Raw genomic sequence first — 13117 nt, 5'->3', positions numbered from 1 at the left:
AAAACGCGATGTCTATTAAATCGCGTTTAATGGTTTATTTTCCGATACAGAATGAAGAGAAGATTTTTCCGAGTAAATCATCGGAACTGAACTCACCTGTGATCTCATTTAGGTACTGTTGAGTGATGCGAAGCTCTTCTGCCAGAATTTCACCTGCCATATACCCTTCTAGCTGCTGCTGGCCTATGTTTAAGTGCTCTGCTGCTCTCTCTAGCGCATCAAGATGGCGTCTACGAGCCATGAAGCCACCTTCGTTGCCACCAGCAAAGCCCATGCACTCTTTTAGGTGATTACGTAAAGCATCCACACCTTCTCCCGTTTTCGCTGACAGTCGAATAAGCGTCGGATCGTTTACGTGGCAAATACCAAGATCTTCGGTAGTTTGATCCGCTTTATTGCGGATCACTGTCATTCCAATATTGTTTGGTAGTCGATCGACAAAATCAGGCCAAATTTCTTTAGGATCCGTCGCTTGCGTGGTTGTACTGTCAACCATAAATAGAACACGATCGGCTTGTTCTATCTCTTTCCATGCGCGTTCAATACCAATTTTTTCGACTTCATCAGAAGCTTCTCGCAATCCAGCGGTATCAATAATGTGCAGCGGCATGCCATCGATATGAATGTGCTCACGTAATACATCTCGTGTTGTACCTGCAATATCTGTCACAATGGCGCTCTCTTTACCAGAAAGAGCATTCAGCAAACTTGATTTTCCCGCATTTGGGCGGCCAGCAATGACGACTTTCATCCCTTCACGCATGATTGCACCTTGATTGGCCTCTTTGCGTACCGCTTCCAAATTATCGATGATGGCTTGTAAGTCACCGCTTACTTTTCCATCCGCTAGAAAATCGATCTCTTCTTCTGGAAAATCAATAGCAGCTTCTACGTAGATTCGTAGGTAGATGAGCGATTCAACAAGGGTATTGATGCGCTTTGAAAATTCACCTTGAAGCGATTGTAGTGCTGATTTTGCGGCTTCTTCTGAACTGGCGTCAATTAAGTCAGCAATGGCTTCTGCTTGAGTTAAGTCCATCTTGTCATTTAAGAAGGCGCGTTCAGAGAATTCTCCAGGCTTCGCTGCTCGTAATCCGGGGATCTCAAGAATGCGTTTGATTAGCATATCCATGACAACAGGACCGCCGTGGCCTTGCAGCTCTAAAACATCCTCTCCAGTAAAGGAGTGCGGGTTTGGAAAATAGAGTGCAATACCTTGATCGAGTTCGGTTCCATCTTGCCCTTTAAACGGAAGATATTCAGCATAACGTGGCTTTAGCTCACGTCCGGTAACCTCTATAGCAACTTGGGTCGCTTTAGGGCCTGATACTCGAATAATACCGACTCCGCCTCGCCCTAGGGCGGTAGCTTGAGCGACAATGGTGTCTGTAGTCATAATGTGCCTACTTAAATTTAATACGGTTCAATGTGAATCATTAATGAGTAATATCATTAAAATGTAATGAGTTGAATTGTAATCAGCGAAATACAAAAAGGCGACCTTTTGGTCGCCTTTCTCTATTTTTTTAGGTTACTACTAAATGTTATTTAGTATGCAGACCTTTCTTTTCCAGCGCTCGGTAGATAAGCGTTTGCTGAATCAGAGTTACGATGTTCGATACTAGCCAGTATAGAACCAGACCTGAAGGGAAGAACAGGAAGAAGAATGTAAACATAACCGGCATAAAGGTCATGATCTTCTGCTGCATTGGATCCGTTACTGTCGTTGGGCTCATCTTCTGAATTAGGAACATTGAAGCACCCATTAGAAGTGGCAAGATGTAGTATGGGTCTTGTGCTGAAAGGTCAGTAATCCAACCGAAGAACGGTGAATGACGTAGCTCAACAGACTCCATTAGTGCCCAGTATAGTGAAATGAAGATTGGCATTTGAAGAACGATTGGTAAACAGCCACCGAGTGGGTTTACTTTCTCTTTCTTGTACAGCTCCATCATTTCTTGGCTCATGCGTTGACGGTCATCGCCAATACGTTCACGCATTGCGGTCAGCTTAGGCTGAAGCATACGCATTTTCGCCATAGACGTGTACTGAGCTTTCGTTAGTGGGTACATAGCACCACGAACGATGAATGTTAGACAGATAATTGCCAGACCCCAGTTCACAACGATACCTTGAATGAACGAAAGCAGAGTATGAAGTGGTTTCGCAATAAACCATAACCAACCGTAGTCCACTACTAGATCTAGGTTTGGTGCAACGGCAGCCATTTGCTCTTGAAGTTTAGGACCAACCCAAAGCGTTGCTTGGAAATTGGCACTGTCGCCTGTCGCAATTGTTTTGTTTGGCATACGAACGCCAATGTCGGCAAGGCTACCAATAACACGAGTGTAAAGGTTGCTGCCTGCTTCGTCGCGTGGGATCCATGCGCTTGCAAAGTAGTGCTGAATCATTGCTGCCCAACCTTGGCCATTGGCTAGGTTAAGAGACAGGTTGCGATCTTGCATATCATCGAAGCTGTATTTTTTGTAACGCGTATCTTCCGTAGAGTAAGCACCACCACGGTAAGTTGGCATTGTTAGGCTGCCACCATCGTCCATTACGTTTTGACGTAGGTGAGCGTACATGCCGAATGTTGCATTATTGCCAGAGTTGTTGATTACATCGTATTCAACATCAATTGCGTAGCTGCCGCGCTTAAGGATGAATGTTTTTGTGTAATCTAAGCCGTTAGTTTGGTAAGTCATTGGGATGCGTAGTTCATCTTGACCGTCAGCCAGCGTAAAGCTGTCTGCTGAAACCGTGTAGCTTGGGCGGTTAGTGCTGCTTAAATCGATACCTTGAGGACCCACTAAACCGCTTTGAGCGATAAATTGGTGACCAGGTTCGTTTTTAAGAAGAGTAAAAGAATCTTCAGAATCAAATTCTGCAGAGTAATCATTTAGGTTTGCTGTAACTACATCACCACCAACTGTATCGATTGACAGAGTCAAAACATCAGTAATTACTTGGATAGTTTTTGCTGATGCTTGTTGAGCTGGAGCAGGATCAAGCTCGTTAGCCAAAGATGGAGCAGGTAGTGTGCTGCTTGGTTGTGCCTGTTCAACCGCTTGTGGTGCTGGATTCTTTGCAATGTTCCATTGTTGGAACAATAAAAAAGAAACTAGAGCCAGTGCGATTAGCAGGATATTACGTTGAGAAGCCATCGTTATTTATCTCTGTCTTGTTTTTGGACTGGTGGAATGGGGTCAAATCCCCCTTCATTCAAAGGGTGACATTTTAATAGACGTTTGCCTGATAACCAACACCCTTTTACAAAACCGTGAGCTTTCAATGCTTCTAACGCATACAAAGAGCAGGTTGGAGTAAACCGACAGCGAGGTCCGATAAGGGGACTAATGAACCATCTGTAAAGATGGACCAGCCCAATAGCTAACCTCGTGAAGGGCGAGACAGGCGAAGCCATAATTTTTCAAAGAGCTTGAACATTTCATCATTGCTTAAATCTTGAGCACTCTTTTTTGCAATTACAACAAAATCTTTGTTAGGAAGTTTATGTTGTTGATTACGGAAACTTTCACGAGCAATACGTTTAAAGCGATTACGACCGACTGCGGTTTTAATCTGTTTTTTCGGAACTGCTAATCCAAGACGAGGATGAGAAAGAGAGTTATTGCGAGCAATAATGGTGAAATGGGGGGAGCCTGCTCTATGAGCTTGCTGGAAGACATTTTGATAATGCTCGGGAGTTAACAAGCGTAACTCCCGATTGAACGCGAACGTATTCAAAATAATTTAATTATTTTGAAAGGCGCTTACGGCCTTTTGCACGACGTGCATTGATTGTTGCGCGGCCGTTCTTAGTCGCCATGCGAGCACGGAAACCGTGTGAACGCTTGCGCTTTAGAACTGTAGGTTGAAAAGTGCGTTTCATTGTAATTACCTTACTGATCAGTAGTTTTTAGGTTTTGTTAAACCCGGCGTGGGCATATTTTCTTGTCTTTATTAAGAACAGGAAATCCGACGCCTCTCAACAAAGAGGCGGAATTGTAATCACTGGCTCTCAAAGAGTCAATAATTGGTTCAACGATAATTCCGGTCGACGGATTATACGTTTTGTGAGCAAGAGCGCAAGGATCCTATTCGATCCCGACCAAATTTAAGAATTTTAGTAGCCTTGGGTCTTGCGGATCATTGAATATTTGATCCGGTGTTCCCTGTTCTACTATCTTGCCTTCAGCCATGAAGATCACTCTATCTGCGACCTCTTTTGCGAACTGCATTTCATGTGTTACAACCAACATGGTTTGATGTTGAGTTGCTAATTGTTTCATTAATGCGAGAACTTCCCCAACCAATTCAGGATCTAATGCTGATGTTGGCTCATCAAATAGAAGAAGCTCTGGTTGTAATGCCATCGCGCGGCCGATGCCAACTCGTTGCTGTTGGCCTCCTGAGAGTGCGGCTGGATAACTGTCGCCTTTGTCGCTTAAGCCGATATCATCCAAGATCTGTTGTGCTTTGGCATACGCTTGATCTTTTTTCCAATCACGAACAGTGATCAAGCCTTCTGCTATGTTTTGGCGTGCGGTAAAATGAGAAAATAGTGCATAATTTTGGAAAACAAAGCCTGTTTTTCTTCGTAACGCAAGAATTTCTGCTTTGGTAAATTTCTCTGTATCCACATCGATATCATCAATGCTAATCGTGCCTTTATTGGCTTGCTCAAGAAAGTTAATACAGCGTAATAAGGTTGATTTTCCTGTACCACTAGAGCCGATAACAACGATTATCTCACCCTGTTTTATTTCTAAATCAATACCTTTTAGGATCTCATTATCGCCGAAGCTTTTATGGATATTGGTTAGTTTTATCATCGTTGGTATGCCTTGTTCATTTTTGCTTCAGCCCAAATCTGCACTCGAGTTAAGATGATGACCACTCCCCAGTAAATGAGAGCGACGGCTAAGAAAGCTTCGAAAAAACGGAAACTGGATGCAGCTTCCATCTGAGCTCTTGCCATTATCTCGGCAACACCTAATGTAAAAGCAAGTGATGTCGATTTGATCATATCAATGAAGTAGTTCATCAATGATGGCAGGGCAATACGTGTCGCCTGTGGAAGAATGATTCTTCGCATGGCTTGGCTTGTCGTCATGCCAACCGATAAGCTGGCTTCCATCTGGCTACGATCTATTCCCATGATGGCAGCACGAATACTTTCAGCCATATAAGCAGCAAAGTGGAGAGTAAGCCCAATCACCGCAGCACTGAAGGCATCTAGCCCGACGAGAATAGGAAAGACTTGTGGCAGACCATAATAGAGTAAGAAAAGCTGAACGAGTAATGGCGTACCACGGAAAAAGCTAATATATAGCTGGCTGAGTTGATCGAATACAGGGATCTTGAATACGCGAATGTTGGCAAGAATGACGGCCAGTATCAGTGAGAATAGTAATCCCCAGATAGCCATTTCCATGGTTGTGCCAAGGTACTTAAACAGTATCGGCAACAGTTCCAGCATGTAATTAAAATCAAATCCCATTATTTATCTCTTTTGTACAACGTAAAGAAAGCAAAAACCCACTACATCATTGATAAAGTAGTGGGCTGATTGACGACAATCAAATTACTTTTGGGTGATGTCGGCACCAAACCACTTTTCAGAAATTGAACCTAGCGTTCCATCAGCACGCATCGCCGCTAATGCTTTGTTCACATCTTGTTGTAGCTTTTTACCATTATCATTATTTAAAAATGGCCAAGCATTTTCGATGGTTTCAAACGGTTGACCAGCGAGTTTCAGTGGTAGGCCTGTTTTTTTAATTAACTCTAGCGCTGATAGGCGATCCATGACAAAAGCATCGGCACGGCCAAGTGCGACATCATGTTCAATACCTGTGTCGTAGGTTTTGATCGTAATTGCGTTGTTTTTATCGTAATCACGCAGCAGTTGCTCGAAGTTTGAGCCTAGGTTGACTGCAACGGTTTTACCGCTTAAGTCTTCAATACTTTTAATCGCGTCATTGTTTTTGCGAACGGTTATTTGCGCACCATCTACCACATAAGGGTCAGCAAATAGGTATTTAGCTTGACGAGCTTCAGTGATCGTAATCTGATTTGAGATGGTATCAATTCGACCTGTTTCTAGTAGGCCAAACAAGCCAGAGAAGTTAGCGGTAACATACTCAACTTTGTAGTCGTTACGACGGCCAATTTCATCCCACAAGTCCACTTCAAAGCCTTGTAGCTTATCTTGTTTAACGAATGTGAAAGGGAAATAGCGGCCAGACATGCCGACTTTCACTTCAGTTGTAGCAGCGTAAACGGCTTGTGTCATGGTTGCTGATAGAGCAATCGCAGTAAGCGTACCTTTAATCCAGTTTTTCATTTTATAACTCCTTATTTTTATAGGACAGGATGTTACTGGGAAAAGACTCAATAGAATAAATAACTAGTAGTTATTAACCATAACTGAAAGGTGGGTTTCGTTCTGGGGATAAGTGTGGTTGATCCTTCAATTGTGGATCAATGTGTGGGTAAATTTGGGGTGATTTGTGTGGATCAACTGTATTAGCCATCAAATATTGTGAATAACTTCGATCTTATTCACTGGATCCTCGATCAAGTGCTGGTGATCTGGGTTATCAACAGGTAAAATTGCCAATCTTTTCCGATAATCTAAATAGGGTGGGGCATCGTGTCATCTTCGCTTTGGTTGCAATGTTTGCAACAGCTTCAAGAAGAGCTACCAGCAACAGAATTCAGCATGTGGGTTCGTCCGTTACAAGCAGAGCTCAATGACAATACTCTTACTCTATTTGCACCTAACCGTTTTGTACTGGATTGGGTTCGCGATAAGTACCTGAATAATATTAACCGCTTACTTCAAGAGTATTGCGGTAATGATATCCCGAGCCTGAGATTTGAGGTCGGTAGCCGCCCTGTGGCAGCAGCACCGAAACCTAAGCCCGTACGCTCTCAAGCGGATGTTGCGGCAGAATCTTCAGCGCCAGCTCGAATGCAAGCTCGCAGACCTGTGCATAAAACATGGGATGATGAATCTGAGGTGATCAATATTAATCACCGCTCGAATGTGAATATTAAGCATAAGTTTAATAACTTTGTGGAAGGTAAATCGAACCAGTTGGGTTTAGCAGCAGCGCGTCAGGTATCGGATAATCCTGGTACGGCGTATAATCCACTATTTCTTTATGGTGGTACCGGTTTAGGTAAGACTCACTTATTGCATGCCGTCGGTAATGCCATTATCGACAACAAACCGAATGCAAAAGTTATCTACATGCATTCAGAGCGTTTTGTTCAGGATATGGTGAAAGCGCTGCAAAATAATGCGATCGAAGAATTTAAGCGCTACTACCGTAGTGTTGACGCATTATTGATCGATGATATCCAATTTTTCGCTAATAAAGAGCGTTCTCAAGAAGAGTTCTTCCATACATTTAACGCTCTGCTTGAAGGCAATCAACAAATTATATTAACTTCTGACCGTTATCCTAAAGAGATAAACGGGGTAGAAGATCGCTTAAAATCTCGCTTTGGTTGGGGCTTAACGGTTGCTATCGAGCCACCAGAACTAGAAACACGCGTGGCAATTTTAATGAAAAAAGCGGAAGACCATCAGATTCATCTGGCGGACGAAGTGGCTTTCTTTATCGCTAAGCGTTTGCGTTCTAATGTACGTGAGTTAGAAGGTGCGTTAAATCGTGTTATCGCCAATGCTAACTTTACTGGCCGCCCTATCACCATTGATTTTGTTCGTGAAGCACTGCGTGATTTACTCGCGTTACAAGAAAAACTCGTGACCATTGATAATATTCAAAAAACAGTCGCTGAGTATTACAAAATCAAAGTTGCTGATTTATTATCTAAACGTCGTTCACGCTCTGTGGCACGACCTCGTCAACTGGCCATGGCTCTAGCCAAAGAGTTAACCAACCATAGCTTGCCTGAAATTGGTGATGCGTTTGGTGGCCGAGACCATACCACGGTATTACACGCATGCCGTAAAATTGCTCAGTTGCGCGAAGAAAGTCATGATATTAAAGAAGATTATTCAAATCTAATTAGAACCTTGTCTTCTTAATTGCCCGTTATTGCTAAGAGTTAAATATGAAATTTACGATTGAACGTAGTCACTTAATCAAGCCTTTACAGCAAGTATCTGGCGCGTTAGGTGGTAGACCGACTTTGCCTATTCTAGGTAACTTGCTGCTAAAAGTAGAAGATAACGTACTGTCATTGACGGCTACCGATCTTGAAGTTGAACTGATCAGTCGCGTGACACTAGAAGGTGAATTTGAAGCGGGTACTGTTACCGTACCTTCACGTAAGTTCCTTGATATTTGTCGAGGTTTATCTGATAGCGCAGTGATCACTGTGGTATTAGATGGCGATCGTATTCAAGTACGCTCTGGCCGCAGTCGTTTCTCTTTGGCTACCTTACCTGCGAATGATTTTCCAAATATTGAAGATTGGCAAAGTGAAGTTGAAGTCACAGTGACTCAAGCTGAGTTGCGTGGCCTAATTGAAAAAACTCAATTTTCGATGGCAAACCAAGATGTGCGTTATTACCTAAACGGCATGTTATTTGAGATTGAAGGCTCAACGTTGCGATCTGTTGCAACCGATGGTCACCGTATGGCGGTATCGCTCGTGTCATTAGGTGCAGACTTTGCTCAAAAGCAGATTATTGTGCCGCGTAAAGGGGTACAAGAGTTAGTGAAACTGTTAGATGCACCTGAGCAGCCAGTGACACTGCAAATCGGCAGTTCTAACGTCCGAGCTGAAGTGAACAACTATGTATTCACTTCTAAGTTAGTTGATGGCCGTTTCCCTGATTATCGCCGCGTAATGCCACAAAATACCACCAAAACCCTTGAAGCTAGCTGTGATGAACTACGTCAGTCGTTTTCTCGTGCCGCTATCTTATCGAATGAAAAATTCCGTGGCGTTCGCGTTAATCTTGTTAATAACGAGATGAAAATTACCGCCAACAACCCTGAGCAAGAAGAGGCTGAAGAGGTGTTGGATGTTACGTATGAAGGCGATGATCTCGAAATTGGTTTTAATGTTAGTTACGTCTTAGATGTATTAAATACGCTACGTTGTGATCAAGTTCGGATCTCAATGTCAGATGCGAATGCCAGCGCCTTAGTTGAAAATGCTGAAGATGATAGTGCGATGTATGTAGTTATGCCGATTCGTCTGTAACGTACAAATGCCTTTAACGCGTTTAATCGTCAAACAGTTTAGAAATATTGAAGCCTGTGATATTCAACTATCATCAGGCTTTAACTTTCTTATAGGCCCGAATGGAAGCGGGAAAACCAGCGTACTTGAAGCCATTTATCTGCTGGGGCATGGCCGTTCATTTAAGAGCTCTCTAACGGGGCGAGTCATTCAAAATGAGTGTAGTGAACTCTTTGTTCATGGTCGTTTTATGACCTCTGATCAATTTGAGCTACCTATTGGCATAAATAAACAGCGTGATGGCTCAACAGAGGTTAAAATAGGCGGTCAATCTGGGCAGAAGTTAGCACAGTTAGCACAAGTATTGCCTTTGCAATTGATTCATCCCGAAGGTTTTGATTTACTTACCGATGGCCCTAAACACCGTCGTGCATTTATTGACTGGGGTGTGTTTCATAGTGAGGTTGGTTTCTATGAGGCATGGGGGCGAGTTAAGCGTTTAAGTAAGCAGAGAAACGCATTACTGAAAACTGCTCATGATTACCGAGAACTCAGTTACTGGGATCAAGAACTCGCGCAATTGGCTGAAAAAATCAGTCAGTGGCGTTCAGATTATGTAGAGCAATTAAAGGTCGTGGCCGAAGAAATCTGCCGCACGTTTTTGCCTGAATTTGATATCCAGTTAAATTATTACCGTGGGTGGGATAAAAATACACCTTACGCCGAAATTCTTGAAACGAATTTTGAACGAGATCAGCAACTTGGTTATACCTTTAGTGGGCCAAATAAAGCGGATCTTAAGATAAAAGTGAACGGAACACCTGTAGAGGATGTTTTGTCACGCGGTCAGTTGAAGTTAATGGTTTGCGCGTTGCGTGTAGCGCAGGGACAGCACTTAACTCAAGTGACAGGAAAGCAATGTGTTTATCTTATCGATGACTTTGCTTCCGAATTAGATAGCCAACGTCGTGAGCGCCTAGCGGACTGCTTAAAAAAGACGGGGGCTCAGGTTTTTGTAAGTTCTATCACCGCCAGCCAAATTGCAGATATGCATGATGAAAACAGTAAGATGTTTCATGTGGAACATGGCAAAATAGAGCATAGTTAATTAGTGAGAGAGTAATTCATGTCAGATAATTACGATTCATCGAGTATTAAGGTACTGAAGGGTCTGGATGCCGTTCGAAAGCGTCCAGGAATGTACATTGGCGACACGGATGATGGTACCGGTCTGCACCACATGGTATTTGAGGTGGTGGATAACTCAATCGATGAAGCGTTAGCAGGCCACTGTAATGATATTATCGTCACGATCCATGAAGATAATTCTGTCTCTGTGAGCGATGATGGTCGTGGTATTCCGACTGAAATTCATGAAGAAGAAGGTGTATCAGCCGCTGAAGTAATCATGACGGTTCTTCATGCGGGCGGTAAGTTCGATGATAACTCTTATAAAGTATCTGGCGGCTTGCACGGTGTGGGTGTTTCAGTAGTAAACGCACTTTCAAAGCAGGTTGATCTTACGATTAACCGTTTAGGTGAAACGCACCAACAAACTTATTGCCATGGTGAGCCTCAAGCGCCACTAGCTGTAATAGGTAAAACAGAAGCAACCGGTACTAAGATTCGCTTTTGGCCAAGTGAAGAGACGTTCACGAATGTCGAATTCCATTACGAAATTTTAGCGAAGCGACTACGTGAGTTATCATTCTTGAACTCTGGCGTTTCCATCAAACTCGTTGATGAACGCGAAGAAGATAAAATGGATCACTTCATGTATGAAGGTGGTATCCAAGCGTTTGTTGATCACTTAAACACCAATAAAACACCAATCATCCAGAAAATCTTCCACTTCGATTTTGAACGTGAAGATGGCATTACCGTTGAAGTCGCAATGCAGTGGAATGATGGCTTCCAAGAGAACATCTACTGTTTCACCAATAACATTCCACAGCGAGATGGTGGTACTCACCTTGCTGGCTTCCGTGCGGCATTAACGCGTACGTTGAACAGCTTCATGGATAAAGAAGGTTTCTCTAAGAAAGCAAAAGCATCTACTTCTGGTGATGATGCACGTGAAGGTTTGACGGCTGTTGTTTCGGTAAAAGTGCCGGATCCTAAGTTCTCTAGCCAAACGAAAGATAAATTAGTTTCTTCAGAAGTTAAATCTGCTGTTGAATCAGCAATGAACGAAAAACTGGCTGAGTTCCTAATTGAGAACCCAACAGAAGCTAAGATTGTTTGTTCTAAAATTATCGATGCGGCTCGTGCTCGTGAAGCAGCGCGTAAAGCTCGTGAAATGACTCGTCGTAAAGGCGCATTAGATTTAGCGGGCCTTCCAGGTAAACTTGCGGATTGTCAGGAAAAAGATCCTGCACTTTCTGAACTCTATATTGTGGAAGGAGACTCTGCTGGCGGTTCAGCCAAGCAGGGGCGTAACCGTAAAAACCAAGCGATTCTTCCACTGAAAGGTAAGATCCTAAACGTTGAAAAAGCACGTTTTGATAAGATGCTATCTTCTCAAGAGGTTGCGACGCTGATTACTGCATTAGGTTGTGGTATTGGCCGTGATGAATACAACCCAGACAAACTGCGTTACCACAACATCATCATCATGACCGATGCCGATGTCGATGGTTCTCACATTCGTACGCTGCTACTGACGTTTTTCTACCGTCAAATGCCTGAGCTAATTGAACGTGGCTACATTTATATTGCTCAACCGCCACTATACAAAGTGAAAAAAGGTAAGCAAGAGCAGTACATCAAAGATGAAGAAGCGATGGATCAATACCAAGTTTCTTTAGCGCTTGATAACGCTGAATTACACGTGAATGCAGATGCACCAGCAATTTCTGGTGAAGGTCTTGAGTCGCTTGTTCAGCAATATAATGCTGGTATTAAGCTGGTGGACCGAATGAGCCGTCGTTACCCACGCGCTCTGATTCATGAGCTTATCTACACACCACGCCTAACGGCTGAACAGTGTCATGATGCTGGCGCCGTTGAGACTTGGGGTAAAACCTTAGTTGAGCAATTGAACGCGAAAGAAGAGGGTGCGAGTCAGTACAGCTTAGAAGTTGAACAGCATGCAGAGCTTGGTCTTAATTTACCAAAAATTGTCGTTCGAACTCATGGTGTGACTCACGAATACGCATTGAGTGTAGACCTGTTTAACTCTAAAGAGTACGGCAAATTAGCAGATCTATCAGAAGCGTTACATGGCTTGATTGAAGCGGATGCTTACATCAAACGTGGCGAACGAACACAGCCTGTGGATACTTTTGTTGAAGCATTGAACTGGTTGATTAAAGAGTCTCGTCGTGGTTTAAGCCTACAGCGTTATAAAGGTCTAGGTGAAATGAACCCAGATCAGCTTTGGGAAACCACAATGGATCCTGAAACTCGTCGCATGATGCAAGTGAAAATCGATGATGCTGTTGGTGCCGATCAACTGTTTACAACGTTAATGGGTGACCAAGTTGAACCTCGCCGTAATTTCATCGAAGATAACGCACTTAAAGTAGCAAACCTAGACGTTTAGTCTCTTTGATACTTCGCTCTTTCGCTTAATTTCTGTGTCAGAGGTGCTCACATACATTCGTATGCTCCGCGCCTCTTCCTTGAACTAAAACGAAATAGCTTCGTCTCAAAAAACTAAATTTTTTATTAAAAGACTGCCAGAAATGGCGGTCTTTTTTGTTTTTAAGTTACTGAAAAATATTGAATTAGGAAAATAATTAAAAATAATCCCTTGAAACTCTTTTGACCAATCCATATATCTATTTGTGAAGAGGAGACCATTCTTGCTAGATAACTAGAAGAGACAGGGCCTCGGAAATCGCTGACCAACTATCGCTCATGAGAGGATACGTTTGGCAGCCCACAATTTAAAAATGATTCATGTTCATGTCCCAGAGTTGTCGCTAATTGAGGTGAAGCCAGA

12 protein-coding genes are annotated in these 13117 nt (G+C 43.1%); 4 read left to right on the top strand and 8 right to left on the bottom strand.

Features of this window, described 5'->3' with window-relative positions:
• Positions 1-34 precede the first annotated feature (34 nt).
• The 8 genes from mnmE to FCV43_RS17685 form a co-directional block, all read right to left on the bottom strand.
• Positions 35-1396 (bottom strand): tRNA uridine-5-carboxymethylaminomethyl(34) synthesis GTPase MnmE, encoded by a 1362-nt coding sequence (gene mnmE / locus FCV43_RS17720; RefSeq protein WP_017054316.1) that lies wholly within the window; start codon positions 1394-1396, stop codon positions 35-37.
• 148 nt (positions 1397-1544) lie between these two features.
• Complete coding sequence (gene yidC, locus FCV43_RS17715; protein WP_136995903.1) at positions 1545-3164, bottom strand: membrane protein insertase YidC; 1620 nt, start codon at positions 3162-3164, stop codon at positions 1545-1547.
• Between the two features lie 2 nt (positions 3165-3166).
• Complete coding sequence (yidD, locus tag FCV43_RS17710) at positions 3167-3424, bottom strand: membrane protein insertion efficiency factor YidD (protein ID WP_084654886.1); 258 nt, start codon at positions 3422-3424, stop codon at positions 3167-3169.
• The gene (gene rnpA / locus FCV43_RS17705) at positions 3391-3714 is read right to left on the bottom strand and encodes a ribonuclease P protein component (RefSeq protein WP_017054314.1); all 324 of its coding nucleotides are present in this window, start codon (positions 3712-3714) and stop codon (positions 3391-3393) included. The genes yidD and rnpA overlap by 34 nt, the downstream gene beginning before the upstream one ends.
• 43 nt (positions 3715-3757) lie before the next feature.
• Positions 3758-3892, bottom strand: coding sequence for a 50S ribosomal protein L34 (gene rpmH / locus FCV43_RS17700; RefSeq protein WP_017054313.1), 135 nt, complete (start codon positions 3890-3892; stop codon positions 3758-3760).
• 205 nt (positions 3893-4097) lie between these two features.
• Entirely contained in the window at positions 4098-4835 is a 738-nt protein-coding gene (locus FCV43_RS17695) for an amino acid ABC transporter ATP-binding protein (RefSeq protein WP_136995902.1), read from the bottom strand.
• Positions 4832-5503, bottom strand: coding sequence for an amino acid ABC transporter permease (locus FCV43_RS17690; RefSeq protein WP_017054311.1), 672 nt, complete (start codon positions 5501-5503; stop codon positions 4832-4834). The genes FCV43_RS17695 and FCV43_RS17690 overlap by 4 nt, the downstream gene beginning before the upstream one ends.
• Before the next feature lie 84 nt (positions 5504-5587).
• The gene (locus FCV43_RS17685; protein ID WP_136995901.1) at positions 5588-6349 is read right to left on the bottom strand and encodes an amino acid ABC transporter substrate-binding protein; all 762 of its coding nucleotides are present in this window, start codon (positions 6347-6349) and stop codon (positions 5588-5590) included.
• A 309-nt stretch (positions 6350-6658) separates the two neighbouring features.
• On the opposite strand from FCV43_RS17685, the gene dnaA reads away from it, so the two are divergent.
• The 4 genes from dnaA to gyrB are packed head-to-tail and all read left to right on the top strand — an operon-like array spanning position 6659 to position 12715.
• Complete coding sequence (dnaA, locus tag FCV43_RS17680; protein WP_017054309.1) at positions 6659-8065, top strand: chromosomal replication initiator protein DnaA; 1407 nt, start codon at positions 6659-6661, stop codon at positions 8063-8065.
• Positions 8066-8091: 26 nt separating this feature from the next.
• Positions 8092-9192, top strand: coding sequence for a DNA polymerase III subunit beta (gene dnaN, locus FCV43_RS17675; RefSeq protein ID WP_017054308.1), 1101 nt, complete (start codon positions 8092-8094; stop codon positions 9190-9192).
• A 7-nt stretch (positions 9193-9199) separates the two neighbouring features.
• Positions 9200-10279: a DNA replication/repair protein RecF gene (gene recF, locus FCV43_RS17670; protein ID WP_136995900.1), complete on the top strand. Its 1080-nt coding sequence runs from the start codon at positions 9200-9202 to the stop codon at positions 10277-10279.
• Positions 10280-10297: 18 nt separating this feature from the next.
• Positions 10298-12715, top strand: a complete 2418-nt coding sequence (gene gyrB / locus FCV43_RS17665; protein WP_017054306.1) for a DNA topoisomerase (ATP-hydrolyzing) subunit B — start codon at positions 10298-10300, stop codon at positions 12713-12715.
• Positions 12716-13117: the final 402 nt, after the last annotated feature.

It is taken from the genome of Vibrio genomosp. F6 (genome assembly GCF_005146325.1).
In the GTDB taxonomy this organism is placed as follows: Bacteria; Pseudomonadota; Gammaproteobacteria; order Enterobacterales; family Vibrionaceae; genus Vibrio; species Vibrio cortegadensis.
This window is presented reverse-complemented; position numbering and strand designations above follow the sequence as displayed.